This window comes from Photobacterium kagoshimensis (assembly GCF_050337045.1).
In the GTDB taxonomy this organism is placed as follows: Bacteria; Pseudomonadota; Gammaproteobacteria; order Enterobacterales; family Vibrionaceae; genus Photobacterium; species Photobacterium kagoshimensis.
In genome coordinates this window covers 125508-151985 of sequence record NZ_JAKJSO010000009.1, presented here as the reverse complement: position 1 = coordinate 151985, position 26478 = coordinate 125508, and the positions used below count along the sequence as shown (strand labels likewise).

Genomic DNA, 26478 nt, shown 5'->3' with positions numbered 1-26478 from the left:
ACTTTTCACCACATTCATTGAATTAACCATTTGTTATTCGCTGAATTTCAGCGACGCACTGTACGCTCAACCCAGCCTTTATGGGTACACATGTACGCTGAAAATACTCTTCCTAAATGTAAATGACTGAAAAAAGCATCAAGTATTTTTACCTTTCTCACTAAATTGCCGCTTATTCGTCCAAAAAAACGAAAAAATGCATTTATAACTTAAAGCATTTACTCTAAGGCGTATTATTTGTATAACTAATTTCAGCGAACAAGTTATCATGAAAAAGAATAATATTACTCTAGCTTTAGCAGCAGCGTTAACCTTTGGTGTAAGCACAAGTGCAACGGCTGCAGGTTTCCAACTTGCAGAATACTCAGCAACTGGTCTAGGTCGTGCGTTTGCGGGTGAAGCTGCAATGGCTGACAACGCAGGTGCGCAATTCCGCAACCCTGCTATGCTGACTTACCTTGAAGGTACACAAGTATCAACCGGTGCTATCTACGTTGATCCAAACATCGATGTTAAAGGCAACTTAAGCGGCATGCCGACAGAAGCAAAAGACATTGCAGGCTCTGCAGTGATCCCTAACTTCTACCTGTCTCACCAGTTAAATGATCAAGTATTCTTAGGCTTGGCGTTTTCAACTAACTACGGCATGGAAACGGAACTGGGTGGCGACTTTAAAGCAACACAGTTTGGTAACCAAGCAAAAGTACACTCTGTAGAAATCAACCCGAACATTGCTTACAAAATTAACGAGCAATTTAGCGTAGGTGCTGGCGTTCGTTACGTAATGGGCGAAGGTCATTTTGGCGCAACAAACCCAGCTGACATGCCTACACCTATGGGTACCTTACCTAAAGGAACTAACCTCAAATACATGGAAGGTAAAGACAATGCGTGGGGCTGGCAACTGGGTACAGCTTGGCAGATCAACGAAAACAACCGCATTGGCTTCAACTATCGCTCTGCTGTTGATCTAAAGCTAGAAGGTCATGCTGAAGGCTTCTCTTTCAACTATAAGAACCCCGAGCAAAAGTTCGATGGCTCTATGGATCTGACACTACCAGCAACTGCTGAGCTAGCAAGCTTCCACCAGCTAACCGATCAACTTGCGATACATGCGAGCTTTAACTGGACCGATTGGAGCAGCTTCGAAAAACTAGAAGCGGATATTCCATCTTTAAGCAACGATAAGATCCTTATCAAGCAAGAAAACTGGGAAGATAACTACCGCTTTGCCATTGGTTCAACTTACCAGCTAAACCAAGCTGTTGTTTTACGTACTGGTGTGGCTTACGATACCTCAGCTGTTAACGATGACAACCGTACTCAAACGATCCCAGAAACCGATCGCCTATGGCTAAGTGTGGGCGCGGGTTACCAAGTGACTAAAGCCTTCACCCTAGATGGCGGCTTCACTTACATCTTTGCGAAAGATGCGTCTATGACTGAAAAAGAGAAAGATCATCCTGAATTAGGTCAATTCACAGGTGAAACCACAGGCAACGTTTGGCTAGTGGGTGTTCAAGCAAGCTACCGCTTCTAAAACCAATCCAAAATAAAAAGAGAGTGCTGAACAGCACTCTCTTTTTTTACTTAAGCATTCCGATAAATCAGCGATCAATAGTCATCAATCTCATCTAAGAACTCATCAGAGAAAGCTTCTTCTTGTGGCTCTTCATCAACCGAGGCCCCACCGGTTGCTCTAAAGTTCTTATATTGAATATAGGCATCACGGGTAAAGATATACGGATCAGGCGAATCTTCTAATATCGACTCTTGTGGTACTAGTGCGGCACGTTTCTCTAGCCCTTCAAGTGCCCATTTACCTGCACTCTGCCAAAACGTCAGTAAGCTCAGTGGGAAATACAATCCATCAACAATATCGCCTGTCCCTTCACGTAAGGTAATAGGACCATAGATTGGCACCATAAAATAAGGCCCATTCCCTACCCCGTGATAACCGAGTGAATCGCCAAATTCACGTTGACCTGGCGATGGAATGTTTGCAGCTGTCGCAATATCGATCAAACCACCTAACCCAAATACGGTGTTAAACCAGAAACGATTAAAGTGCGTCGCCGCATTTTCTGGGTTAAGCATTAGTAAGCTATTCACCATACTGGCTGGCTCTTCAAGGTTAGCAAAAAAATTAGCTAATCCAGAACGAACAGGTACAGGGACATAATCCACATAAGCTATCGCAGCAGGGCGAGCAATATAGGGGTCGAGGTAGTTGTAGTTCAGATCCCACATCGTCCGGTTTATACCTTCAAAGGGATCGTACACTTGGCTATCAAGAGCTATTTCAGCTTCGTAATCAATGTGTTCTGCAACTGTGACTTTGTTTGTTTCCGTTGCATCCGTTACAGATTGCTCAGGTGTGTCAGCGCAGCCCACGAGAGACAATGAAAAAGAGAAGGCCAACAATGATGTTCTAACTGTTTCTTTTAACAAGCTTTAAATTTCATCCATAAAAAAGCAGACTCAATAATAGTATCGAGCCTGCTCAATATATGCCAGTTTTGTTATTCGTATTGCTGATTAATTTTTACTTCTACGCTACTTCCAAGTTCAACCGGCTGACTCTCGCCATACCAATCACCTTGTTTCGTCATTACGTTTCCATCAGCATCAATACGTGCCTTTACCATCAATGTAGATTGAGAAGACAATAAACGCTCTGGGATCATGCTGTCGTTGTCATCTAGCGTGATCGTCATAGGAAAACTGCCAGATAACGGTACACGGCGGGCAGCAATTGGCATTGGTGAACCGTTCTCATCATGTGCTGAGATGATCAGTAAACCCTGCTGAGGCATTTGAACGTTAGGGGAAATATCAACCGTTACAGCCACTGACTTCGCCGTTACACCTTTTGGCGATAGCTGCGCTTGGGCACGTTCAATACTACGATTTAGCATTGGTGCTCGCGGATCATCCGGCGAGATCAAGTTCTTCATCATAGTCCAGTATGAGATTGCTTGCTCAAACTTCCCATCTTCAAACGCATCAAACGCTAACAAAGACATAGCACGTACATTGGTATGGTCGCGCTTGATCACTGACTTGAGTAGGTAGCGCACAAAATCAACCTGAGCAGGGTCACCAATCATCATCAGTGTCTGTGCATAGCCCAACTGAGTTTCTGTATCGTCAGGGTTCAGATCATAAGCACGCTTCATCGCACTTTGTGATGTTTCTGCATCACGATTTGCCATGCCGACACGACCAAGTAGCAACCAACCCGTTGCATCATCAGGTGTTGCATGTAAGCGCGTACGCAAGGCAAGCGTCAGATCATTCATTTCCTCATCGCTCATTGGGTTTTCAGCATCCCCCATCAAGCGTTGAGACAACTCAGGTAAACGCGCCGCAACTTGTTGCCACTCATCAACTTTCTTGATATTACCCACACTAAAGTACATGCCATAGCTGATCATGACCATCACCAATACACCAGGGATAATCAAACCTGCTGACATATTGGTTTCATGCGGCTCTTTTTGCTCGGTAACATCATCAAGTAGCGATTGTTGCAGTTCAGTAACGAGATCGCCTTGCTTTTCGACGATACCTTCACTTGTTTCTAGCTCAATTTCACGCACACGGTCTTGATAAAAAGCTTTATTCAGCTCATCACGACTGGCAACCTCATCTTCTTCTTTACCTGAGTAAATAGGTACAACGAAGACAGCAACCGCAATCAGAATCAAAACGACTGTGGCAATCCAAAACAACATCATTATTTTTTCACCTTATCGTCTTTATTCTCAGCTTGTTCCATTTCAGCAAGCAGCGATTTAAGGCGCTGTGCTTCTTGTTCATCTAAATCATTGCTCTGCTGGCTGCTTTCCGTTTTCGGAACACGACGAGAGCGCATCACCAACACAGTAAAACCAATCGCGATAAATAAGAAAGGACCAAGCCATAAGATAATTGTCGATAACATAACTGGCGGCTCATAGGTCACAAAATTACCGTAACGAGCAATCATATAATCAACGACATCTTGCTTATTCTTGCCTTGTTGCAGCATGTCATACGCTTTCTGACGCATATCCTTCGCCAGCGGTGCATCTGAATCACCAATGGTATTGTTCTGACACTTAGGGCAACGTAAAGTCGCAGTTAACTCTTGGAAAGCTTCTTCTTGCTCAACATTATCAAACGTGTGTACTTCAATCGCTGCATAAACAGGGAAAGTCGCAGTAAACACCAGCAACATACTGGCGAGCAGAATAGAAAGGCGCTTCATCATCCTTTCGCCTCCTCAATTAATGCTTGATACATAGGTTGTAGCGTATCAACCCAATTCCGTGGGTTAACGTCGCCAACATGGCGATAACGAATGACTCCGTTAGCGTCGATCAAGAAAGTTTCTGGTGCACCGTATACACCCAGATCCATGCCTAGCATCCCATTACCATCAAACAAGCTATGCATGTAAGGGTTACCTAGCTCGTTAAGCCACTGCACGGCTTTTAAACGGTCATCTTTGTAATTCAGGCCAACAATTTTCACGCCATCAGCAGCCAGTTCATTCAAGTATGAATGCTCGGCATAACAGGTTGGACACCACGTCGCCCATACATTGAGTAGTAGTGGCTCACCTTTGAAAATGTCTTGTTCATACAGCTTGCCTGCCTCAACTAAATCTTCCAATTTAAATTGAGGAACAGGTTTACCCACCAAAACAGATTCGAGCTTGGTTGGATCATCTCCACCCGCATTGCGCGTAAGCTGAACAAGAAACATCATAGCTAGCGCAATAAACAGAGCTAGCGGGACAAATAAGATTTTTTTATTCATCAGTTCACCTCAGCTTCTTGAGTATTGCTTGATGCTGCTTGCTTGGCTTTTTTACGGAAACGGTAACGTTTATCGCTGATCGCAATTGCACCGCCCACAGACATTAATGCAGCGCCGAACCAAATCCAGTTCACAAATGGTTTGTAGTAAATACGTACAGCCCAAGCACCATCATCACCCAGTTTTTCACCCATAGCGACATAAAGGTCACGGGTAATGCCACTGTCGATAGCCGCTTCTGTCATCATAGAACGCGCTACGCTGTAGAAACGTTTTTCAGCGTGAAGCGTGGTGACACGTTTACCTGATTTTGTAATGTTAAAGTCAGCAATATAGCCATCGTAGTTAGGGCCGTCGGCATCACGAACACCCGCAAAGTGGAAGTCGTAACCTTCAACATTGATGGTTTCACCTGGCGCCATACGGACATCACGCTCAAGATCGTAATTAGACACAAGCGCAATACCAATAACGGTTACCGCCATACCTAGGTGACCTAAAACCATAGCCCAGTGGCTACGACCAAGTTTGCCCAAGCCTGTCATTAAGCTATGACGGTGAGTCGCTCGCTCGTACAGCTCGTAACATTGCAGCGTAATGATCCAAACGGCCATTGCGACGCCCAATGCAGCAAGTGCATGGAACTTATCCGTCAGAAGGAATACAGAACCGATAGAAAACGGCACTGTAATTAACGCTGAAATAATTAATGGCTTTTTGATACTAGACATCTGATCACGTTTCCAACGAACCAGCGGGCCAACACCTAAGATGAAAGCAAATGGGATCATCAACCACGTAAACAAAGTATTAAAGAATGGCGCGCCAATCGATACCGAACCCAAACCAATTTGCTTGTGTACTAATGGCAACAAAGTACCAATTAATACCACTAACAGACCTGCAACTAACAATAAGTTATTGGCAAGCAGTAGGTTTTCACGTGACAGTAAGCTGTAGTTACCACGCGAACGGATTTGGCCGCCACGTAGTGCGTAAAGTAGCAGTGAGCCACCAATAACAACCACCAAGAAGCCTAAAATGAACATGCCACGTGCAGGGTCTGAGGCAAAGGCGTGAACCGATACCAATACGCCTGAACGTACAAGGAAAGTACCTAGCAAGCTCAATGAAAATGCAGAGATGGCTAATAATACTGTCCACGCTTTAAACGTACCGCGCTTTTCTGTCACAGACAGTGAGTGCATTAATGCCGTACCCGCAAGCCATGGCATGAATGATGCGTTTTCTACTGGATCCCAGAACCACCAGCCGCCCCAGCCAAGTTCGTAATAAGCCCACCATGAACCTAGTGCGATACCCAGAGTTAGAAAAGACCATGCTGCAATTGTCCAAGGACGAGACCAGCGCGCCCAAGCAGTATCAAGACGACCTGTCATTAACGATGCAATCGCAAACGCAAACGCAACAGAGAAACCCACATACCCCATGTACAGCATAGGCGGGTGAATGATCAAACCTGGATCTTGAAGAAGTGGGTTAAGGTCGCGACCATCAACAGGGAAGTAAGGAAGCGTGCGCAAAAATGGGTTTGAAGTCACAATGATAAACAGTAGGAAGCCCACTGAAATCATCCCCATAACCGCTAATACGCGTGCAACAGATTCTAGCGGCATACCACGACTAAAACGAGCAACGGCAGCAGCCCACCCTGCTTGGATTAAGACCCACAACAGCAGCGAACCTTCATGTGAACCCCACACCGCTGTAATGCGATAATACCAAGGCAATAAAGAGTTCGAGTTACTTGCAACGTACGTGATCGTAAAATCGTTACTGTAAAAGCCCCAACATAGGATAACAAACGAGATCATTAGCATACCGAACACACCATGTGTGAGCGGTCGTGCTGTACGCATCATTGCTTGATTTCCTGTCGCTGCGCCGTAAAGCGGGTAGATGCTCGCAAGCACCGACAAGCCAAGCGCAATGATTAAGGCAAAGTGCCCTATTTCAGCAATCATTGTGTACTACCTTGCTTTTGTTCTTTTGAATACTCAAGTGGCGCATGTGTTTTTTCCATTGCCGCAGCAACTTCAGGCGGCATGTATTCTTCATCATGCTTCGCTAACACTTCATGCGCTTCAATCGTTGTTGCATTAACCAACACGCCTTGAGCCACAATACCCTGACCTTCACGGAACAAATCAGGCAAGATGCCGTCATACGTTACTGTTACTGACGGGCCAATATCTGCCACATCAAAACTTACTTGTAACGACTGAGGGTCACGATTTACAGAACCCGCAACGACCATACCACCAATACGTAAACGCTGGCCAACTTCTGGCTTGGTGCCATCAGGTTTACCGTTTACAAGTTCGGTTGGGGTATAGAACAAGTCCATATTTTGGTTCAATGCATACAGCATTAAACCAATAGTTGCACCGAGGCCAACGACTAACGCTAACACTAAGGTTAAGCGCTTTTTACGTCTCGGGTTCATAGTGTGTTCTCCAGTTTTTTCGCATCTTCAATACGCTGCTCACGCGCAATTTTATTTTTAAGCTCCGCCATTAAACGGCGCTTTTTTTGTAAGCTCGACAATAAAATCCAAAGCATCGCAAGGAAAGAGATACCGTAAGCACTCCAGACGTAAGAGGCATAGCCCCCCATGGCTAAAAAGTCGCTAAATGATTCAAAATGCATACTTTCCTCACTTTACTAACTGACGGACCCAAGGGCGGTGGCTTTCTCGCGCAATAATTTCACTGCGCAAACGTACTAATGTCACCGCACCAAAGAAACAAGCAAAACCGATAATGTTGAGCAATAAAGGCCACAACATTGAGCTGTCCATCGATGGTTTATCAAATTTGGTAATGGTCGCACCTTGGTGCAAGGTATTCCACCACTCGACTGAGAAGTGAATAATAGGTAGGTTAATCACACCAACAATCGCAAGAATACCCGCCGCTTTTGCTGCTGTTTTTTGATCATCAAAGGCGCTATATAGTGCGATAACGCCAAGGTATAAGAATAAAAGGATCAATTCAGACGTTAGACGTGCATCCCATACCCACCAAGCGCCCCACATAGGCTTACCCCAAATTGCCCCTGTTAACAGTGCAATAAAGGTAAACACAGCGCCAATCGGTGCCATGGCTGCTGCCGCCATATCTGACAGACGAATTTGCCATACTAGCCCAATAAAAGCGGCAATCGCCATCGACATGTATGCGCCCATCGACCAGATTGCAGCCGGCACGTGCAGGTAAATAATACGGAAACTATCGCCTTGCTGATAATCACTCGGCGCGTAGGCCAGTCCCCAAACGGAACCTGCGATAATAGATATCAGTGCGATAACGGAAAACCAAGGTAACAACTTGCCGCACAGGCGGTAGCAGTTTTCAGCTTTTGCGTAGGGATGTAGCCACTTCCACATAAATCAACTCTACTCAGTCTAAATGTAACAGTTATAAATATAATTATATTACTCACTGCAACCACAAAGGTTGCAATCAGTTCACGCTAATTCTCAACGATGCAGCAACCGCAAATGGTGATAATGTTGCTGATGCGACCAACATGGCCCCCATTAAGGCTAATTGACCATTGTATGGCATGCCTAGACTCGCTGCATCAATCGCCGAGGTTGCAAATATAAGCACAGGTATATACAGCGGCAGTATGAGCAAACTCAATAAAACACCACCTTTGCGCAAACCAACGGTTAATGCCACCCCGATCGCGCCTAGAAAACTCAACGTTGGTGTACCAATTAACAGGGTAAGTACCACCGCCTTCCATGTCGCCCAGTCCAGTGACAATAGAATAGCCAATAACGGACTTATGATTAATAGTGGCACACCTGTTAGCAACCAATGCGCTAACATTTTCGCCAATGCCAGAACAGGTAGCGGTGTTGGCATTAGCATCATTTGCTCTAATGACCCATCGGCATAATCGTCACGAAACAAACGCTCAAGTGATAACAGCGCTGCTAATAGTGCCGCAACCCACACAATCCCAGGCGCAATACGCGCCAGTAAGTTAGGCTCTGGCCCTATCCCTAATGGAAATAAGGTAATCACGATAATAAAAAACCACAGCGGGTTAAAAACATCAGCCTGACGACGAAAGGCGATTAATAGCTCTCGACGAATAACCTGAGAAATAGCATTCAACATTCGGCTTATTGCCCCAATTTTATTTTTCTTAGTTGATCACTGTCTGTAAACATATCTTGGTGTGTCGTCAGTAATACGATACCGCCACGTTGTGCATGCGCTAAAAACAACCGCTCTAAAACACGCACACCTTGCTTATCTATCGCGGTGAGGGGTTCATCAAGCACCCACAAGCGATGATTACTGATCCACAATCTTGCTAATGCAACGCGTCGTTGCTGACCTGCTGACAACTGCCCTGCAGGCACATCTTCACGTCCAGCTAACCCTACATGCGCTAAAGCCTGCCATAATGCATCTTTACCTGATACCTGTGCGCTTCCTGCTAACGGGGACACACCCACCTCGGTATGCATTGCTTGGAAAAAGGCTAAATTCTCAAATGCTGTCAGTTCACGCTTTACACCTGTTTGGTGCCCTAAAAAGAGCAAGTCTTGGTGAAACTCTTCACGAGCACTAAGAATGTCTTCTTGATTCCAACAGACCCTGCCTTCATCGGCATTTCCTAGCCCTGCAATAATGCGAAGTAAGGTCGTTTTCCCCGCACCATTATGGCCTTCGATTTGCACTAACTCACCGTTTCCAACGGTAAAAGTCAAGTCATCGAACAGTACACGTTCATCACGAATACAGCTTAGCTTTTCTACTGACAACATACGAAATGATGTATCCTAGGTGACACAATTAAGTACGCATATTACCACACTGGGCCGACATATTGTTAGCAACCCAGTTATCTAGATTACTTATGAAGGTAAGTATTTGTGAACCCTGTACACCTCAACAAAACGTTAATGGCTATAGTACCTAGCGATAGACAAGTCAATACAGATAAAGTGCAATTAAACACTAAAGTTGTTGATACAAGTCAACCAGTTACCACCAAAGTAGTACAACAAACAGCCAGTTCTCAGCTCCATCAGTTGTTAACAAACTTACCCGCTCTGCAACGTTTCGTTGCACTTTTGTCGTCACTTAATGGCACGTTAGCCGCACCGCAAAACTTGACTCAGCAAATCTTCTCTCAGCTTTTTTTGCCGAATAATCAAGCAACCATTATCCCTTGGCTGCAACAAGGTGCGGGGCAATCAGCAATAAAAGTGCTCCTTCAACAGCTATCAACACCTAATAGTACGCTTAATCTATGGCTATCCGATCTCTCAACACATGAGCAAAATGAATTTAAAGCTTTACTGCGATTAGCAGCTGAACAGCGAGTAGCGCTAAGCCCTCAACCTGATACTGATATACCGAACGTATTACAACTGCACTTAGCTCAGGCGCAAGGACGGGAAATCAAGCTTCATGTATGGCGGGAAAATACGAAGAGGAAACACAAAGAAAATGAGAAAGAGGACACTTGGCATATCAACCTCACTCTCCCTATTGGTAAGAGTGAATCCTTAATCACCAAAGCGGTGTGGAAAAATGAACAATTGAATTTACTGTTCAGTAGCACTTCACCACAATTACTCCAACGTACAGAGCTGCTTACACCGCACCTCACGCATCGAATGCAATCACTCGGCATCGCAACATCAAACATTACTTTCAAACAAGAAGTGAAAAGGTATGATCAAGATGAAACGACGACTTACCCTGGATTGATTGCCAAAATATGAGTTATTCAAAACATGCCGTGGCATTGCACTATGATGGCCGAACTGCACCACAAGTCACCAGTAAAGGAACGGCTCAGCTTGCCGAACATATCATCGAGCAAGTTAAGCAACAAGGCGGGCTGATCCACGAAGATCCTGCTCTACTGGAGTATTTAGACAAACTTGAGGTGGGTGATACCATTCCAGAGCAACTGTACGTCATCATCGCTGAGCTTATTGCGTTTTCATGGTTCATAAACGGAAAAACCCCTCCCGGCTGGGAAGGGTCTGAAAGCATCAGTACGCTGGTATAAACCAGCAGTAGAGTTAACGGCGACGAGTTTGGGAGATTTGCTGCAAGCGCATTAGCAATTCAGCTTCTGCTTTGGGCAAATCACACTCTTCCATCAATTCATTGATATCCGCACCGAGCTCAACCATTTTGTTCGCTCGACTATACAAGCGCCCATCAGGATCTTGCATGGATATTTCACTCTGACGATCCGCTAACGCTTCTTGATGCTCTGCTATTTCGGCCATTTTTTGGCTCATACCCATAGTGCCTACACGCAGTTCATTAAACTGCTTCGTAAGGCTTTCATGTTGCTGACGTGCATTTTTTGCCACAAGCTCCATCGCCGAAAATTTAGCTTCTAATGCTAAACGGGCTTTTCGCTCACGGCCAAGTAATACAAACAGCAATATAAGCACAACCAATGAGATACCTAAAGGTAACCACTGTATGACCAAATTAAGCATTATAGGTACGCCATCTCGTCCCATTCATCATCATTAAGCAGCTTGTTCAAATCAACAAGGATCAATAGCTCACCGTCACGGTTGCTCACACCTTGGATGAACTTAGCGCTTTCTTCAGTACCCACACTTGGTGTCGTGTCGATTTCAGAGCTGCGTAAGTAAACCACTTCCGCAACGCTATCAACCAAGATACCAATAACTTGTTTTTCTGCTTCAATAATCACAATACGTGTATTGTCAGAAATCTCACCTGGCATTAAGCCAAAGCGAGAGCGGGTATCAATAACCGTTACAACATTACCACGTAGGTTGATAATACCAATCACGTAGTCTGGCGCACCTGGTACAGGTGCAATTTCAGAGTAACGCAGTACTTCGCGTACCTGCATTACGTTAATACCGTAAGTTTCATCTTCCAGTTGGAAAGTAACCCACTGTAATACTTGATCGCCGTCTTCTTTTTGAATTTCGGCTACACTCACCTGCGACATGCTGTTTCCTCTTAGGGCCTACTCACTGAATACCCTTAACATCTAGCCCTGCGTTGAGCATTTTGATAAGTTCTTCGACGTGAATTAGAGCACACATTTTTTCTTTAACCATTCCAGCAAGCCAAGGTCGTTTCCCAACCTTTTCTCGCCAACGAATACTCTGTTTTGTTAAGGTTTCAGTACCGTGGAGTTTATCACATGCTAACCCCCACTTACTCTCACCCAACATGACGATATAGCGATAGTTCTCTTTATGTTCGTCAGAGCTTAACTTTTCTGGCATTACCCACCGTGCGGTATCAACAACATCATGTTGCTGTTCACGGTTGGTTAATAAACCAAGATACCACTCTGGTCGGCCTAGCAGATGGTTTAAATCGCCCATCTGGTGAATGCCGCCCAGTTCTGTTAACGACACGGCAAATGTCACACCACAAGCTTCAAAAAAGAGTGCTTGAAATTCACTCCCTAACTGCGATTCTGCCGTTTGCTCTGGCGGCACATCGCTGCCAGCTTGTGTCGATAACTGAGACTCAACTTCATTGTTTACCGTAAGGTCCACAAGCGTTTCTGTTGCAACTGAAGGCGCAGCCTCCACTTGCGTGATAATTTCTGGCTCTGGCTCTGGCTCTGGCTCTGGCTCTGGCTCTGGCTCTGGCTCTGGCTCTGGCTCTGGCTCTGGCTCTGCAAGCATAACGTCTTCTTGCGCTGCTACAAGAAATTCTGTTTCAGCCATACTATCAATCAAGGCATCACTGTCTTGTTGAATAGTCGCTTGCATGGTCACCATTTGATCCAGCAGACGTTGTACGCCTTGCATGTCAGGCTGCGCATGCTCCATCACCACAGGGGTGAAAGTTGCCATATTACTGACTTCAACACGCTGTGCTGATGGCACCCAATTGGATGCTTGCGACTGGCTATGCTGCGCCAAAGAAAATGATGTAACAAGCGATGGTGACACCGTGTCATCATAATCTTCTTCTGGTTTTACTTGCACTGAATTTGTCAATAGCGACTGACTAGCTAACACTTCACCATCATCGTGATGCGTGTCAGTTACTTGCTCATCTTCAGGCCCACTGTCAGTCGCACTTTGCGTCAACTCAATAGTCGAAAAGTCATAATGCGCACTACTTGATGACATCTCTAAAGCAAGATCATCAACAAACTCATCTAAGCTATCGACCGCTTTCGTATTATCTTCACTTTTTTGATCGTAATGAGTGAATGCGCCCTCAGTTTGCGCAAGCGTCTCTTCAGTTGATTGCTCACTAGCGTCACCTTGATCATCGGCGTCATTGGACGAGCGATCAGCATCTAGGGGTTGTTCCGTAACGTCAGGAGCACTTTCGTCCACCTCAGTTTCAGCGACGTCCTCAGCGATACTTGCTGGTACAGCGTCTTCTTCAGGCTCAATCAGTAAATCAAAAAAATAATCGTCCAGCGCTTGTTCACTGGATAACCGATGTTTATCGCTCATCTTGTTCTAACCGCAAGAGATAATTTAATAATGTTTTATACGCAAAGACACCACGACAACTGCGTGCAAAGTATGACGGTGGCATGTGCTTGATACTGGCATCACGAAACTTAGTATCTATGGGTACAGCCGACGCCCAAACCTGCTCAGGGAAACGTACTTTGAGTTCTTGCAATGTTTGCAAAGACGCACGTGTTCGCTTGTCGTACATGGTTGGCACTATGGTCACTTTGAACCCGTTTGGCTGTGATTTCTGCATGATGTGCAAGGTTCGCATCATGCGCTCAAGCCCTTTCATTGCCAGGAACTCTGTCTGTACTGGGATCAAAATACGATCACTTGCCGCTAACGCATTCACCATCATCACGCCAAGAATAGGAGGACAATCGATCAACACATAATCGTAATCGTCCGCTAAGCTGCGCAACGCTTTTTTCAGCACCAGCCCCATACCGCCACGGCTACCCATGACACGATCTAACGTGGCTAACGACATATGTGCGGGAATAATATCTATCCCTTCATAAGCCGTTTGCATAATCAGCGGCATCACGGTGCTACGATTAATTTCAGTTAACTGAAACAGATCAAATAAGCTCGCAGGAACATGATCTGAATCGATGTTCAGATAGGTACTCAACGAAGCGTGCGGATCGGTATCGACCAACAAGACGCGCTTATTTCGCTCGCTGAGTAACCCAGCAAGCGAAACAGTTGTCGTTGTTTTACCAACACCACCTTTTTGGTTAGCTATGCTCCAAACTAACACTCGGTGCTCCTCACCCTAGCCCTAACTCGACAAGAATACGTTCAGAGATACGCTCAAGGGGTAAGTCTTCAGTTGAAATGCCGGCTTTCGCAACAGCCTGTGGCATGCCGTATACCACACAGCTTTCTTCATCTTGCGCCCAAATCGTCGAGCCGCCACTTTTCAGCATACGTGACCCTTCACGGCCATCTGCACCCATACCGGTTAAAATCATCGACAACACTTTGTCTTGATAAATTTTTGCCGCCGAGCCAAAAGTGACATCAACACAAGGCTTGTAGTTCATGCGTTCGCCGCCATCAATGATGCGCACACGGGTCGCACCAGGACGACCTTCTAGCATCATTTGCATACCACCAGGCGCAAGGTAAGCCACACCGGGTTTTAGTACGTCGCCATCAGCCGCTTCTTTCACTGAAATCTTACAAAGATTATTCAAACGCGCCGCAAAGGCTGCTGTGAATGTCGCAGGCATATGCTGAACAAGTACGATTGGCAGCGGAAAATTCGCAGGCAGCTTAGTCAACACTTTTTGCAGTGCGACCGGGCCGCCTGTTGACGTACCTATTGCCATAAGCTGGTACTTTTTACCTGTCGCTTTAAAGCGCCCTGCCGTTGCCTTCACCGCTGGACGAGGTGCGACAGGAGTACGCGTTGCAGTTGCTGCCGTCGCAGTACGTGCTGCCAGTGGGCGAGCACTTTCACGCGTCATAGGCTCACGTGTTGCTGCCGCAGATGTGGCAACGGGGCGTGTCGGTGCACGGCGCATCATGACACGTTTACGCGCAATTTCAGTGACACGTTTTTGTAATAAGCTCACAGCTTCATCACGGTTACGCGCAATGTCTTCAAACTTTTTAGGCAGAAAATCTAACGCACCAGCATCTAACGCATCAAGTGTTGCTTTAGCGCCATCATGGGTTAGTGATGAGAACATTAAGATTGGTGTCGGTGTGCTTTTCATAATTTCACGCACAGCCGTAATACCGTCCATCACCGGCATTTCGATATCCATGGTAATAACATCAGGACGAAGTTGCTGTGCAAGATCGACTGCTTCTTTACCATTTACAGCGTTACCAATTACTTCCAGTTGTGGATCAGAGTTAATGATTTCACTCACTCGACGACGAAAAAAACTAGAGTCGTCCACTACCAATACTTTAATTGCCATCTATTCTATTGTCCTGTTGCTCCGGATATCCGGTAAAAGAATTAGGAGCATGGGCTCCTAATTCTTTAGATTTATTGTTGTTTTATCTTAACGGCCCGCGTAATGCTTCAGCAAATTCGGCACATCAAGAATCAGAGCAATATGACCATCACTGGTGATCGTTGCACCCGCCATACCAGGCGTACCTTGTAGCAGCTCATCAAGTGGTTTAATCACCACTTCTTCTTGGCCAATCAAGGTATCAACCACAAAGCCAATACGCTGATGTCCTAGCTGCACAATAACAACATGACCATGCTCGCGCTCGCGCTTAGGCAAGCCGACACCGCTCAACCAATCTTGGAGATAGAACAATGGAATAGCTTTATCACGAACAATCGTCGTCAGCTGACCATCGACTACGTTGGTCTTACGCAGGTCAAGGTGGAAAATTTCGTTCACACTTGCTAGTGGTAATGCGAACGGCTGCTCTGCAACACCTACCATCAAGGTTGGAAGAATAGCCAGTGTTAGCGGTACTTTAATGTCAATACGTGTACCTTTGCCCAGCGCGGAATCGATGAAAATCGAGCCGTTCAGCTGGTTGATACCCGTTTTAACCACGTCCATGCCTACACCACGACCAGAAATGTCAGAAATTTCTTTTTTGGTCGAGAAGCCAGGAGCAAAGATCAAGTTGTACGCTTCGTTATCTGAAATACGCGAAGCAGCATCTGCATCCATCACGCCGCGCTCAACCGCAATCGCACGCAGTTTATCTGGATCCATACCGCCGCCATCATCTTCGATGGTCAGTAGGATATGGTCACCTTCTTGCGAAGCAGAAAGCAGCACAGTACCAACACGAGGTTTGCCTTCTTTCTCACGAACCGCTGGCATTTCAATACCGTGGTCAACCGAGTTACGCACCAAGTGGACAAGCGGATCGGCCAGAGCTTCTACCAAGTTCTTATCAAGATCGGTGTCTTCACCACGCATTTCAAGCACGATTTCTTTGTTCAAGCTACGTGCTAAATCACGAACAACGCGAGGGAAACGGCCAAAGACTTTCTTGATTGGCTGCATGCGCGTTTTCATTACTGCGCCTTGCAGATCGGCAGTAACCACATCAAGGTTTGCCACCGCTTTCGACATGTCTTCGTCGTTATTATTCAGACCTAAACTCACTAAGCGGTTACGCACTAACACTAGCTCACCAACCATATTCATAATGGTATCGAGTGTTGAAGTATCAACGCGAACCGTTGCTTCAGCTTGTGGTTTAGCAGGTGCCGCTTTAGCTGGCACTTTACGCTCAGCAACTGGATTAGCCGCTGGTGCTGGAGCAGCAACAGGGACTGGCGTCGCAGGTTTAGCGACAGGCGCTGGCGCGGCTACAGGAGCTGGCGTCGAAGCTGCTGGCGCTTCATCTGCGATCATTTCAGCAATAGGCTTAGTCGCAAATTCCAGTTCATCAACCGATGGACCTTTACCTGAGCCATGGAGTTCATCAAGTAAACGTTCAAACTCATCGTCTGACATTAAATCATCATCACCAGAAGCCGCTGGCTTTGGCGCTGCTGGCTTAGGCGCTTCAACGACTGGAGCACTCGCCACAGGTGTATTTGTACCAGGTGCCTTACCAGAACCATGCAATTCATCGAGCAAGCGTTCAAATTCATCATCAGTGATATCACCACTTTCTGCTTGAATTTGATCAACAATACTTTCTGCTGGCGCGGAAACGGGAGCAGGGGCTGGTGCAGATGCGGCTGATGGGCTATTACCCACTCCGTGAAGTTCATCCAAAAGACGATCAAATTCATCTTGAGTGATGTCATCAACTGAATCACCTGCGATAACGCTATCACTCGGGACTGTCGAGCTAGGTACTTCAATAGGAGCTTCAACCACAGGAGCAACTGGCTCTGGTGCAGCAACAGGCACAACAACCTCTTCCACTGCGGGTGGATTCAGTTCTGCCTCTGTCGGCGGCTGGCTATAACGGTGAAGCGCATCCAACAATGCTTGATCAGCTGGGTCCAATGGCTCACGCGCTTGAACTTGAACAAACATGGCGTTAATGGTATCTAGCGCTTCTAAAATCACGTCCATCAATTCAGATGTGACTTGGCGCTTACCGGTACGAAGTAAATCAAAGATATTCTCAGCACCATGACAAGCATCTACAAGCTCACCTAATGATAAGAAACCGGCACCACCTTTTACGGTGTGAAAACCACGGAAAATCGCGTTAAGAAGCTCACCGTCATCTGGGCTGCGCTCTAGTTCCACAAGCTGCTCCGAAAGCAGCTCTAGGATTTCTCCTGCTTCAATAAGGAAATCCTGCAGGATATCTTCATCTAAATCAAAGCTCATATAATTCCCCTAAAATCCAAGGCTCGACAGCAAATCATCAACGTCATCTTGCGAAGACATTACATCGACACGCTCTTCGCTATTGATGATTGGCCCTTCTGGGGCAATAGTTGGTGCTTCCGTTAGGGCTGCAGCTTTGTCATCTTGTTCCATGTCAAAGGCTTTCAGGATATCAACTAACTGATCTTCCACTTCATGGACGAGTTCAATCACACGGCGAATAATCTGCCCGGTGAGATCCTGAAAGTCTTGCGCCATTAAGATTTCTGTCAGTTGACTACGAAGTTCACCGCTATCGCCTTCAACCTGCATCAGCAAGCCATCGATATTGTGACAAAGCGTTTTAAATTCGTTTAGCTCGATTTTACCAGCCATTAGTCGCTTCCACTGAGGCTGAACTAATAGCAAGTTATCGTGTAATTTATCCGCTATAGGCAAAGTGTTTTCTACTGCATCCATCGTTTTATTTGCCGCCTCTTCAGTGCGGTCAATAACATACGATAAACGCCCTCTCGCATCTGGGATTTCAGTTTTAGCAAGATCACAAATACGCGGGTCAAGACGGAAGTTTTGCAGCGAGTCATGCAATTGACGAGTCAGTTTCCCTACTTCGTCGTACATTGGGTCGCGGCTTTCATGAACGGCAGACAAAACGAGTTGATTCGCTTCATCCTGTTGTCCGTCTTCAAGCAGGCTTACAAGCTGTTTAGCTTGAGCAAGTGTTATCATTATTATGGTTACCTGTTAGCGTCTGACAGATAGCATTACTGCATACGTTCGAAAATTTTATCCAATTTTTCTTTCAGCGTTGCTGCAGTAAATGGCTTAACAATGTAACCATTAACACCTGCTTGAGCGGCTTCAATGATCTGCTCACGTTTAGCTTCAGCAGTGATCATTAAGACAGGAAGGTGTTTCAATTCCTCGTCAACACGGATGTGCTTCAGAAGATCGATCCCTTGCATGCCAGGCATGTTCCAGTCGGTTACGACGAAATCAAAACCACCTTTTTTGAGCATAGGTAATGCGGTCAATCCATCATCCGCCTCTTGGGTGTTATTAAAGCCCAAGTCACGTAAAAGGTTTTTAACGATGCGGCGCATTGTTGAGAAGTCATCAACAATGAGGATTTTCATGTTTTTGTTCAAAGTTGCCTCCACTGAGGTCACAGTGTTTTTATAATATTCTAATTTTTACGCAGTCCAAGCAGTGAGCTTAGCGCGCAAGCGTTGCATAGCCTGACTATGAATCTGACACACTCGGGATTCACTAACCCCAATAACAGCACCGATCTCTTTTAAGTTGAGTTCTTCATCATAATAGAGCGACAGTACTAGTGCTTCACGTTCAGGTAAGGTTTTAATGGCTTCAGCCAGTGAATGGCGGAAATTATCATCTACAACACCTTGAAATGGAAGATTTTCCTCAAGCGATTCCTCGTTGGCAATCGCATCTTCAGTCACACCAAGATCATCTATTCCTACCAAGCGACCACAATTTACATCATTTAAAGCTTGATAGTATTGATCCAGTGTCATTTCGAGATGTGTCGCAATTTCCTGATCGTTCGGGTCGCGACCTAGCTCACCTTCAAGCACTGAGATGGCTTCAGTAATACGTCGGCTGTTTTTGTAAACCGAACGTGGTACCCAGTCACCACGGCGAATGTCATCAAGCATTGCGCCCCGAATACGAATTCCTGCAAATGTTTCAAAACTCGCCCCTTTGGTTGGGTCGTAGTTTTGTTGTGCTTCAAGCAGGCCGATCATGCCTGCTTGGATCAAATCTTCAACTTGCACACTGGGCGGTAACCGTCCCATTAAGTGGTGTGCAATCCGCTTAACCAAGGCCGAATAGCGCATTACGAACGCTTGCGGGCTCTCTTGGTAACGGCCATAGGTTAGCGCTTTATTCACCGATAGGTACCTCTGTTGGCGTTGGTTTCACTAATAACCGCTCAACAAAGAACTCAAGGTGGCCACCAGCACTGGTTGGTACTGGCCAAGTAAGCGCTTTGTTCGCCAGTGAACTTAACGCTAATGCTGCAGGACTTTTAGGGTAAGCTTCAACCACAATTTTTTGACGCTTCACCGATTGACGCACTTTATCGTCAAGTGGCACACAAGCCACCAACTCTAAGTTAGCGCTTAAGAACCGCTCGGTAACCCGTGTCAGCTTGGCATACAGCTCTCGTCCTTCACGGTAACTACGTACCATGTTGGCAACAATTTTGAAGCGCTGCACATCATATTCTCGACTAAGAATTTTAATCAGAGCGTAAGCATCGGTAATCGATGTTGGTTCATCACACACTACCACCAACACTTCTTGCGCTGCGCGTGAAAAACTCAACACCATATCCGAGATGCCCGCTGCGGTATCCACCAGCAGTACATCAACATCATCAGATAAACTACCAAACGCACGAATTAAGCCTGCGTGCTGTGCTGGTGTTAATTCTGCCATGTTTTGGGTACCTGACGAGGCGGGAATAATCTTCACACCGTATGGACCTTCAACAATAATATCTTGGAGATCACACAGGCCAGCCAGTACGTGTGACAGGTTTCGACCTGCACGCAAACCTAACATGATATCAACGTTAGCCAGCCCCAAGTCGGCATCAAGTACCATGACTCTTTTGCCTTGGCGGGCCATTGAGATTGCCATATTGAGCGTGACGTTAGTTTTACCAACTCCACCTTTACCACCAGTAACAGTAATAACTTTGGTTGAAGACAGTTTAGTCATACGGCGTAAGCCGCTCGCTTGATCGTGCATTATGTTCTCAATCATAAAAATCCGCCGCCTGGTTTTCTGAATTGTCGCTACTCCAGAAATGAGGTTGCTGACTAATTTCTTGTTCTAATAGTTCGTTGGCTCGTGCGACCAAAAATTTGCCAGTGGCAACTTTTATATCTTCTGGTACACGCTGGCCATCGGCCAAATACGCAATAGGTAGTGCATTTTCTATGGTAACGCACATCACCTCACCCAAACTCAATGACTCATCAAGCTTGGTTAACACACAACCAGATAACGGTATACGACGGAAGTGTTCAATCGTTTCATGTAAAACACGGCGCTGTGCAGTTGAAGGTAATACCAACAAGCTGCGGATCTGAGCACCACTGTTTTGCATGAGCGTATCCAGTTGTTCTGACAGGCGAATATCGCGCTGCCCCATCCCTGCTGTATCTAATAAAACTAATCGTCGATGGCGTAACTGATGAAGTATATCGGCCAGTTCTTCTGCATCTTTAGCAACTCTTACCGGACAGCCTAAAATTCGACCATAAGTAGATAATTGCTCGTGCGCACCGATACGATAAGTATCTGTTGTAACAAGTGCAATCTCTTCTGGGCCGTAGTCCATCGCTGCTCGTGCAGCTAGTTTAGCGATGGTTGTCGTTTTACCTACCCCTGTAGGGCCTAATAAAGCGACCACTCCGCCCGTTTCTAAAATACAATCATCGGTTGTGATGATTTGATCAGACAATAAACCAAGCAGTGCAGGCCATGCTTCGTGAGCTGGTACATCCTCTGGAATGTAGCAAGCCAGTTGGTCACTAAGCTCTGGTGACAAGCCCATTTTCTCTAGGCGCTTAATCATCATGGCGCGCATCGGTTCTCGGCGTTCGACTTCTTGCCACATCAAGCCCGATAATTGGTGCTCAAGTAAGCGGCGAATCGAAGCCATTTCATTGCGCATCGCATCAATATCTTCAGGGCGTGATGGCGCTTTTGAATCGTAACGAGTTGGGTCTAAGCGGTTGTTACGTTCACCCATAGAATTGGATGAGTGCGACCCGCCGTTGTTACCTTGCATGCCTCGGTAACCGCCACCACGTTGATTATTATTCCAATCAGGCTTTTCGTCATAGCTGCGTGAATTCGGTCTTTGGTAGTCACCAATATCGAGCGCATGTTTAGCAGGCTGGCGTTTACCCAAGCCCCCATTAGCATGGCCGCTGCTTGCTTGGCCACCACCATAACTATTAGCGCCTGACTGCGACATACCTGCGTTACGGCTTTGCATCGGCTGACGTGCGTGTTGTTGTGGCTCATGGCGACGACGTGACGATTCTTCACGATCATAGCCGTAATCGCGGCCGCCATTGCTGTGCTTAGATTGGCGTTTGAGTAAAGCCGACAATGAATCTTCTTCACTGTGACTTTCTGCCGCGGGCTCACCATGGCCTTGATAGTTTTGCAGCATATTGGCAAATCGACTGCCTGCCGATTGCTTCAGTTGCACCTTATCATCCGCCAGCTTGCGCTTCGCTTGACCTAAGCGGTTCGCCAATTCATCACGGGCTGGAGACGGTGGCGGCGGCTGATTGCCAGAGTCAGTGTCAACTGCGGCAACAATCTCCACTCCGCCAGTGACTTTTTTATTCGACATGATCACCGCATCTGAACCAAGTTCTTCCTTCACTTGGCTCAATGCTGTTCGCATATCTTTGGCAAAAAATCGTTTAATCTTCAATCTAATATTCCCGTCAAATGGCGGTAAACCACTTTGTCAGACTCATTAAGCTAGCATCAGCTAACTTGAAAGAAACGTTCTCAAGCCCCAAGCAAATAAACGCATTGAGGCACAATGTTTTACAAGGTTAATTTCCCACTGCATTGACAATGCGTATTTGTTTTTCGTCGGGCACTTCTTGATACGAAAGCACCCGTAAACTTGGGATAGTATTCTTTACAAATTTAGCTAGCGTTGAACGTAAAACGCCAGAGGTTAGCAGTACAGCGGGCTCACCTTTCAACTCTTGCTGTTGGGTGGCTTCAGCTAACGAGCGCTGTAATCGCTCGGCTAAACCAGGTTCAATACCTGTAGACTCACCACCGGCAGATTGCATTGTTTGATGCAATATTTGTTCCAATTCTGGAACCAAAGTAATAACAGGTAGTTCTGGCTCTATACCGTTGATTTCTTGAACAATTAGTCGTTTTAATGAAATGCGAACTGCGGCAGTCAGTATGTCAGGATCTTGACTCTTTGCCGCATACTCTGACAACGTTTGAACAATGGTTCGAATATCTCGGATTGGAATGCTTTCATGCAGTAAGTTCTGCATCACCTTCACGACCACACCTAGCGAGATTTGATCAGGTACAAAACCTTCCACCAATTTCGGTGTCGATTGCCCTAACATCTCAAGTAGGTTCTGCACTTCTTCATGGCCTAGCAGCTGTGCTGCACTATTGGTTAAAATCTGGCTAAGGTGCGTTGCCAGTACAGTCGCTGAGTCCACCACGGTATAACCGAGCGCCTGAGCATGTTCTCGTTGCGACTCCATGATCCACACGGCTTCTAAGCCAAAAGCTGGATCCGTTGTTACTTCGCCATCAATCGAGCCAAACACTTGGCCTGGGTTAATGGCTAATTCCATATTGTGGTGAATATTGGCCTCACCACAGGCAACACCCATCAGGCTAATACGATAGCTATTGGGTGGCAGCTCTAAGTTATCACGAATATGAACAGGTGGAACCAAGAAACCAAAGTCTTGCGATAGCTTTTTACGCACCCCTTTCACCCGTTCAAGTAGCTCCCCACCCTGTTCTTTATCCACCATAGGGATCAAGCGGTAACCCACCTCAAGACCAATAATATCAACGGGTTGAACATCATCCCACGACAGTTCTTTTTGCTTAGGTGCCACGGCAAGCTCGGTCGACGCACTGTCCTTTTCAACCAATGCTGCTTCTTTTTCTTTTTTGACACGCCAGTACGCCATCAAGCCAATCAGCGCTGCCAGTAAAATGAATGGAACATGTGGCATACCAGGGACAATACCCATGACAAACAAAATACCACCTGTAATGATCAACGCTTGTGGGTTGTTAAACAGTTGGAAGTAAAGTTGCTGCCCCATATCTTCGTCAGTATTTTGACGAGTCACCATCATTGCTGCACCAATCGACAACAAAAGTGACGGGATTTGTGCGACTAGACCATCACCTATGGTCAGCAAACTGTAAATTTCGAGCGCTTCACTAAAGGCAAGGCCATGCTGGCCCATGCCGATCACCAGTCCACCGATGATGTTAATACACAAAATCAGAATACCTGCGATAGCATCCCCTTTTACGAATTTCGATGCACCATCCATCGAACCGTAAAAGTCCGCTTCTTTAGTCACTTCACCACGTCGAGTACGCGCTTGCTCTTGATCGATCAAGCCTGCGTTCAAGTCGGCATCAATCGCCATTTGCTTACCCGGTAATGCATCAAGGGTGAAACGCGCACTTACTTCAGAAATACGCCCAGCACCTTTGGTAACAACCATAAAGTTAATGATCATCAAAATAAGGAAGACCACTAAACCAACCGCATAGTTACCCCCGATCACCACCGAGCCAAATGCATCGATTACCTGACCGGCAGCGTCAGAACCTTCATGGCCATAGAGCAATACCACACGGGTCGATGCTACGTTCAATGCGAGCCTCAGCAAGGTCGCAATCAGAAGCACCGTCGGGAAAGCGGCAAAATCTAAAGGGCGACGGGTATAAATGGTGACAAGCAGTACCACCATAGATAGGGCGATATTAAAAGAAAACGCCATGTCCAACAAAATTGGTGGCATGGGTAGAATAATCATCGCAAGCGTTGCAAGTACCATGACAGGTGCGCCGATGGCTGGCATTGCTTTTAAGCGAGACAGCGGTAATTTCGCCGCTAAAGACGTTGGAAATTTCATTAAATCGCTATTAATACTGTCGCATAGGAAATTGGAATAATAATTGTCAGGCTATTTTAAGGCTTTCGTCTTAAAAACGAAACAACAAAGCAACAATCATGCCCGATGCACCGTCATAATTTTGACGAAAATTTAATTTGAAAGAGATCACATTATAACAATAAGCGGTGTTAAATTGTACAATTTAATGTTGAACAAGGTCCCATCCATTCCTGACTCGTCTTCACTAATGACGAAGTTCCGTTGGTATGTTGTTCGCCTCTTTTGATAGTACCGGCTTTTTACCCTGCCCTTTTCGATACTGCTTCAATTGATAGACATAAGCTAACACCTGCGCCACTGCAACAAACAACCCATCAGGTATTTGCTGTTCTAATTCGGTGGTGTGGTATACCGCACGCGCTAAAGGTGGTGAAGGGACAATGTCGATTTTATGCTTATTCGCGACCTCTCGAATTTTTAGCGCTAGGTGATCCGTGCCTTTTGCTATCACAACGGGTGCGGCATCAAGATCAGTGTCGTAGCGTAGCGCGACCGAAAAGTGTTCGGGGTTGGTAATGACCACGTCTGCTTGCGGTACTTCTGCCATCATTCGACGCTGAGCCATTTCCCTTTGTAGCATACGAATACGCCCTTTGACTTCAGGTTTACCTTCGCTATCTTTAAATTCATCTTTGATTTCTTGCTTGGTCATTTTTAGCTGTTCATTGTGCTGCCAAATTTGATATGGCACATCAATGGCAACGACCACCAGCAACGAGCAGCAAATCAATAGCACAAAATCCATTAACAGATTCAAGGCATGGTAAAAGTTATTAGGGAATAATTCTGTGCTGATCAAAAACAGATCATTGATACTGCTGTACATCAAATACAGTGCCACCCCTGCGACCAGCAGCACTTTTAAGATGGATTTAATCAACTCAACCCAACTCTGTAACCCAAACATCCGCTTTATGCCGCTTAAAGGGCTCATCTTGGACAGTTTAGGCCTTGCCGCTTCAGCAGAAAAACTCACACCACCGAGCGCAGATGCACCAACGAGTGCACTCACAAATAAGAAAGCCAACACGATAAATAACGGCATGGCGATATGTTTAAGCGATTCAAAGATCATCGCAAACAATTTGCTAACGTCGAATATCTCTTCACGCGATAAACTAAACATTTTTGTCATAATGGCAATCAAGCCATGCGCAAGCGTTTCGCCAAACCACATCAGTGATACGGCACCTGCCACTAACACGGCAACTGAAGCCAATTCTCTTGAGCGCGGTACTTGACCTTTCTCCCGCGCCTGCTCGAGCCTTCGGGGGGTGGCCTGTTCGGTACGTTCCTGACCGTCAGAATCTGACATCTCTGCCTCTTACCCTACTGGATTAACAATCTAAACGGATCAGGCTACAGACCTGGTCAACACCAAGCTGCCACTGGTATTCATACTGTGGCAACATCCCTAACACTAAGAACCAAGCAATGAGTAAGCCCAGTAATAACGCAAAAGAAAAACCTAACGCAAAAATGTTTAGCTGCGGCGCAGCACGTGTCATGACACCAAATGATAAGTTCACTGTCATTAAGGCAATGATCCCTGCCAGCGCCATGTTTAACGCGGCTTTAAACATCAGACCAAACCAGCCTGCTAGCTGATAATAGTCACCAGCCTCCAACATGCCTTTACCGATAGGTAAGGTTGTGAAACTGACCACGACCATTTGCAGCATCACTAAGTGCCCGTCTGTTGATAAAAATAACATCAGAGCAAACATCATGAATAACTGACCCAACACTGGGGTATTCTGACCATTGGCAGGATCGACCATAGAGGCAAAACCTAAGCTCGATTGCATACCTAAGATCTGACCAAGTAAAACAAAGGTCTGACTAACAAACTGGGTTACAAACCCCATAGAAACGCCAATGATCACCTGTTGAGCAATGATCAAGAAGCCCTGAAACGACATCACTTCAATGTCTTGTGGAACAGCAGGTAGCGCAGGCATTACCGCGATGGTAATCGTAATAGCAAGATAAAGGCGAATTTTGGGTGAGACGAAACGCGCGCCAAAAAACGTCATCGACATTAACATCGATGAGATACGAATGAAGGGCCAAAAATAATTTGCCATCCAATCAAGGATCATTGCCGATGGGTAATTCATCGGCCCGC

The 26478-nt window shown here is 46.0% G+C and carries 27 protein-coding genes; 3 read left to right on the top strand and 24 right to left on the bottom strand.

Annotation, left to right across the window (positions count from 1 at the left end; all coding sequences use genetic code 11):
- Nucleotides 1–268 precede the first annotated feature (268 nt).
- Nucleotides 269–1540, top strand: coding sequence for an outer membrane protein transport protein (locus tag L4C35_RS04055; protein WP_428461670.1), 1272 nt, complete (start codon nt 269–271; stop codon nt 1538–1540).
- Nucleotides 1541–1614: 74 nt separating this feature from the next.
- Here L4C35_RS04055 and L4C35_RS04050 read toward each other — a convergent pair whose 3' ends face one another.
- The 10 genes from L4C35_RS04050 to ccmA all read right to left on the bottom strand — a co-directional run bounded on the left by L4C35_RS04050 (nt 1615) and on the right by ccmA (nt 9616).
- Nucleotides 1615–2451 carry an MlaA family lipoprotein gene (locus tag L4C35_RS04050; protein ID WP_428461669.1) on the bottom strand — a complete coding sequence of 279 codons (837 nt, stop codon included), beginning with the start codon at nt 2449–2451 and terminating at the stop codon, nt 1615–1617.
- Between the two features lie 71 nt (nt 2452–2522).
- On the bottom strand, nt 2523–3740 hold the full coding sequence (ccmI, locus tag L4C35_RS04045) for a c-type cytochrome biogenesis protein CcmI (protein WP_428461668.1): 1218 nt from the start codon (nt 3738–3740) through the stop codon (nt 2523–2525).
- On the bottom strand, nt 3740–4255 hold the full coding sequence (locus tag L4C35_RS04040; protein WP_428461667.1) for a cytochrome c-type biogenesis protein: 516 nt from the start codon (nt 4253–4255) through the stop codon (nt 3740–3742). Before L4C35_RS04040 ends, ccmI begins: the two co-directional genes overlap by 1 nt.
- Entirely contained in the window at nt 4252–4806 is a 555-nt protein-coding gene (locus L4C35_RS04035; RefSeq protein WP_428461666.1) for a DsbE family thiol:disulfide interchange protein, read from the bottom strand. The genes L4C35_RS04040 and L4C35_RS04035 overlap by 4 nt, the downstream gene beginning before the upstream one ends.
- Nucleotides 4806–6791 carry a heme lyase CcmF/NrfE family subunit gene (locus L4C35_RS04030; RefSeq protein WP_428461665.1) on the bottom strand — a complete coding sequence of 662 codons (1986 nt, stop codon included), beginning with the start codon at nt 6789–6791 and terminating at the stop codon, nt 4806–4808. The genes L4C35_RS04035 and L4C35_RS04030 overlap by 1 nt, the downstream gene beginning before the upstream one ends.
- Nucleotides 6788–7273 (bottom strand): cytochrome c maturation protein CcmE, encoded by a 486-nt coding sequence (gene ccmE / locus L4C35_RS04025; RefSeq protein ID WP_428461664.1) that lies wholly within the window; start codon nt 7271–7273, stop codon nt 6788–6790. The genes L4C35_RS04030 and ccmE overlap by 4 nt, the downstream gene beginning before the upstream one ends.
- A complete protein-coding gene (gene ccmD / locus L4C35_RS04020) occupies nt 7270–7476 on the bottom strand; it encodes a heme exporter protein CcmD (protein ID WP_062689761.1) in 207 nt (68 codons plus the stop codon). The genes ccmE and ccmD overlap by 4 nt, the downstream gene beginning before the upstream one ends.
- 7 nt (nt 7477–7483) lie before the next feature.
- Nucleotides 7484–8215: a heme ABC transporter permease gene (locus L4C35_RS04015; RefSeq protein WP_048898629.1), complete on the bottom strand. Its 732-nt coding sequence runs from the start codon at nt 8213–8215 to the stop codon at nt 7484–7486.
- 76 nt (nt 8216–8291) lie between these two features.
- Nucleotides 8292–8960 (bottom strand): heme exporter protein CcmB, encoded by a 669-nt coding sequence (gene ccmB, locus L4C35_RS04010; protein WP_094955879.1) that lies wholly within the window; start codon nt 8958–8960, stop codon nt 8292–8294.
- A 5-nt stretch (nt 8961–8965) separates the two neighbouring features.
- A complete protein-coding gene (gene ccmA, locus L4C35_RS04005) occupies nt 8966–9616 on the bottom strand; it encodes a cytochrome c biogenesis heme-transporting ATPase CcmA (protein WP_428461663.1) in 651 nt (216 codons plus the stop codon).
- Between the two features lie 108 nt (nt 9617–9724).
- Between ccmA and L4C35_RS04000 the strand changes: the two genes are divergently transcribed.
- Nucleotides 9725–10582, top strand: a complete 858-nt coding sequence (locus tag L4C35_RS04000; protein WP_428461662.1) for a hypothetical protein — start codon at nt 9725–9727, stop codon at nt 10580–10582.
- Complete coding sequence (locus L4C35_RS03995) at nt 10579–10875, top strand: EscU/YscU/HrcU family type III secretion system export apparatus switch protein (protein ID WP_428461661.1); 297 nt, start codon at nt 10579–10581, stop codon at nt 10873–10875. The genes L4C35_RS04000 and L4C35_RS03995 overlap by 4 nt, the downstream gene beginning before the upstream one ends.
- A gap of 13 nt (nt 10876–10888) precedes the next feature.
- Here the strand turns inward: L4C35_RS03995 and L4C35_RS03990 are convergent, their stop codons facing one another.
- From L4C35_RS03990 to fliR, 14 genes are all read right to left on the bottom strand, one after another.
- Entirely contained in the window at nt 10889–11320 is a 432-nt protein-coding gene (locus L4C35_RS03990; RefSeq protein WP_428461660.1) for a DUF2802 domain-containing protein, read from the bottom strand.
- Nucleotides 11320–11811 carry a chemotaxis protein CheW gene (locus L4C35_RS03985; protein WP_062689751.1) on the bottom strand — a complete coding sequence of 164 codons (492 nt, stop codon included), beginning with the start codon at nt 11809–11811 and terminating at the stop codon, nt 11320–11322. Before L4C35_RS03985 ends, L4C35_RS03990 begins: the two co-directional genes overlap by 1 nt.
- Nucleotides 11812–11833: 22 nt before the next feature.
- On the bottom strand, nt 11834–13294 hold the full coding sequence (locus L4C35_RS03980) for a chemotaxis protein CheW (RefSeq protein ID WP_428461659.1): 1461 nt from the start codon (nt 13292–13294) through the stop codon (nt 11834–11836).
- Nucleotides 13284–14063, bottom strand: coding sequence for a ParA family protein (locus L4C35_RS03975; protein WP_428461658.1), 780 nt, complete (start codon nt 14061–14063; stop codon nt 13284–13286). Before L4C35_RS03975 ends, L4C35_RS03980 begins: the two co-directional genes overlap by 11 nt.
- Before the next feature lie 10 nt (nt 14064–14073).
- The gene (locus L4C35_RS03970) at nt 14074–15237 is read right to left on the bottom strand and encodes a protein-glutamate methylesterase/protein-glutamine glutaminase (protein WP_428461657.1); all 1164 of its coding nucleotides are present in this window, start codon (nt 15235–15237) and stop codon (nt 14074–14076) included.
- 87 nt (nt 15238–15324) lie between these two features.
- Nucleotides 15325–17595 (bottom strand): chemotaxis protein CheA, encoded by a 2271-nt coding sequence (locus tag L4C35_RS03965; RefSeq protein ID WP_428461656.1) that lies wholly within the window; start codon nt 17593–17595, stop codon nt 15325–15327.
- A gap of 9 nt (nt 17596–17604) precedes the next feature.
- A complete protein-coding gene (locus L4C35_RS03960; RefSeq protein WP_428461655.1) occupies nt 17605–18324 on the bottom strand; it encodes a protein phosphatase CheZ in 720 nt (239 codons plus the stop codon).
- Nucleotides 18325–18359: 35 nt separating this feature from the next.
- On the bottom strand, nt 18360–18731 hold the full coding sequence (cheY, locus tag L4C35_RS03955; RefSeq protein ID WP_428461654.1) for a chemotaxis response regulator CheY: 372 nt from the start codon (nt 18729–18731) through the stop codon (nt 18360–18362).
- Nucleotides 18732–18788: 57 nt separating this feature from the next.
- Nucleotides 18789–19511 (bottom strand): RNA polymerase sigma factor FliA, encoded by a 723-nt coding sequence (locus L4C35_RS03950; protein ID WP_428461653.1) that lies wholly within the window; start codon nt 19509–19511, stop codon nt 18789–18791.
- Complete coding sequence (locus L4C35_RS03945) at nt 19504–20391, bottom strand: MinD/ParA family protein (RefSeq protein ID WP_428461652.1); 888 nt, start codon at nt 20389–20391, stop codon at nt 19504–19506. Before L4C35_RS03945 ends, L4C35_RS03950 begins: the two co-directional genes overlap by 8 nt.
- Nucleotides 20384–22084, bottom strand: coding sequence for a flagellar biosynthesis GTPase FlhF (gene flhF, locus L4C35_RS03940; protein ID WP_428461651.1), 1701 nt, complete (start codon nt 22082–22084; stop codon nt 20384–20386). The genes L4C35_RS03945 and flhF overlap by 8 nt, the downstream gene beginning before the upstream one ends.
- A 127-nt stretch (nt 22085–22211) precedes the next feature.
- Nucleotides 22212–24308, bottom strand: a complete 2097-nt coding sequence (flhA, locus tag L4C35_RS03935; RefSeq protein ID WP_428461650.1) for a flagellar biosynthesis protein FlhA — start codon at nt 24306–24308, stop codon at nt 22212–22214.
- Between the two features lie 226 nt (nt 24309–24534).
- Complete coding sequence (gene flhB, locus L4C35_RS03930; RefSeq protein WP_428461649.1) at nt 24535–25665, bottom strand: flagellar biosynthesis protein FlhB; 1131 nt, start codon at nt 25663–25665, stop codon at nt 24535–24537.
- 22 nt (nt 25666–25687) lie between these two features.
- Entirely contained in the window at nt 25688–26470 is a 783-nt protein-coding gene (fliR, locus tag L4C35_RS03925) for a flagellar biosynthetic protein FliR (RefSeq protein ID WP_428461648.1), read from the bottom strand.
- Nucleotides 26471–26478: the final 8 nt, after the last annotated feature.

Excerpts from the sequence above, each read along its gene's own strand:
- L4C35_RS04055 (WP_428461670.1), top strand. The coding sequence starts at position 269 with ATGAAAAAGAATAATATTACTCTAGCTTTAGCAGCAGCGTTAACCTTT.
- ccmI (WP_428461668.1), bottom strand. The coding sequence starts at position 3,740 with ATGATGTTGTTTTGGATTGCCACAGTCGTTTTGATTCTGATTGCGGTT.
- L4C35_RS04040 (WP_428461667.1), bottom strand. The coding sequence starts at position 4,255 with ATGATGAAGCGCCTTTCTATTCTGCTCGCCAGTATGTTGCTGGTGTTT.
- L4C35_RS04035 (WP_428461666.1), bottom strand. The coding sequence starts at position 4,806 with ATGAATAAAAAAATCTTATTTGTCCCGCTAGCTCTGTTTATTGCGCTA.
- L4C35_RS04030 (WP_428461665.1), bottom strand. The coding sequence starts at position 6,791 with ATGATTGCTGAAATAGGGCACTTTGCCTTAATCATTGCGCTTGGCTTG.
- ccmE (WP_428461664.1), bottom strand. The coding sequence starts at position 7,273 with ATGAACCCGAGACGTAAAAAGCGCTTAACCTTAGTGTTAGCGTTAGTC.
- ccmD (WP_062689761.1), bottom strand. The coding sequence starts at position 7,476 with ATGCATTTTGAATCATTTAGCGACTTTTTAGCCATGGGGGGCTATGCC.
- L4C35_RS04015 (WP_048898629.1), bottom strand. The coding sequence starts at position 8,215 with ATGTGGAAGTGGCTACATCCCTACGCAAAAGCTGAAAACTGCTACCGC.
- ccmB (WP_094955879.1), bottom strand. The coding sequence starts at position 8,960 with ATGTTGAATGCTATTTCTCAGGTTATTCGTCGAGAGCTATTAATCGCC.
- ccmA (WP_428461663.1), bottom strand. The coding sequence starts at position 9,616 with ATGTTGTCAGTAGAAAAGCTAAGCTGTATTCGTGATGAACGTGTACTG.
- L4C35_RS03995 (WP_428461661.1), top strand. The coding sequence starts at position 10,579 with ATGAGTTATTCAAAACATGCCGTGGCATTGCACTATGATGGCCGAACT.
- L4C35_RS03990 (WP_428461660.1), bottom strand. The coding sequence starts at position 11,320 with ATGCTTAATTTGGTCATACAGTGGTTACCTTTAGGTATCTCATTGGTT.
- L4C35_RS03985 (WP_062689751.1), bottom strand. The coding sequence starts at position 11,811 with ATGTCGCAGGTGAGTGTAGCCGAAATTCAAAAAGAAGACGGCGATCAA.
- L4C35_RS03980 (WP_428461659.1), bottom strand. The coding sequence starts at position 13,294 with ATGAGCGATAAACATCGGTTATCCAGTGAACAAGCGCTGGACGATTAT.
- L4C35_RS03970 (WP_428461657.1), bottom strand. The coding sequence starts at position 15,237 with ATGGCAATTAAAGTATTGGTAGTGGACGACTCTAGTTTTTTTCGTCGT.
- L4C35_RS03965 (WP_428461656.1), bottom strand. The coding sequence starts at position 17,595 with ATGAGCTTTGATTTAGATGAAGATATCCTGCAGGATTTCCTTATTGAA.
- L4C35_RS03960 (WP_428461655.1), bottom strand. The coding sequence starts at position 18,324 with ATGATAACACTTGCTCAAGCTAAACAGCTTGTAAGCCTGCTTGAAGAC.
- cheY (WP_428461654.1), bottom strand. The coding sequence starts at position 18,731 with ATGAAAATCCTCATTGTTGATGACTTCTCAACAATGCGCCGCATCGTT.
- L4C35_RS03945 (WP_428461652.1), bottom strand. The coding sequence starts at position 20,391 with ATGATTGAGAACATAATGCACGATCAAGCGAGCGGCTTACGCCGTATG.
- flhA (WP_428461650.1), bottom strand. The coding sequence starts at position 24,308 with ATGAAATTTCCAACGTCTTTAGCGGCGAAATTACCGCTGTCTCGCTTA.
- flhB (WP_428461649.1), bottom strand. The coding sequence starts at position 25,665 with ATGTCAGATTCTGACGGTCAGGAACGTACCGAACAGGCCACCCCCCGA.
- fliR (WP_428461648.1), bottom strand. The coding sequence starts at position 26,470 with ATGAATTACCCATCGGCAATGATCCTTGATTGGATGGCAAATTATTTT.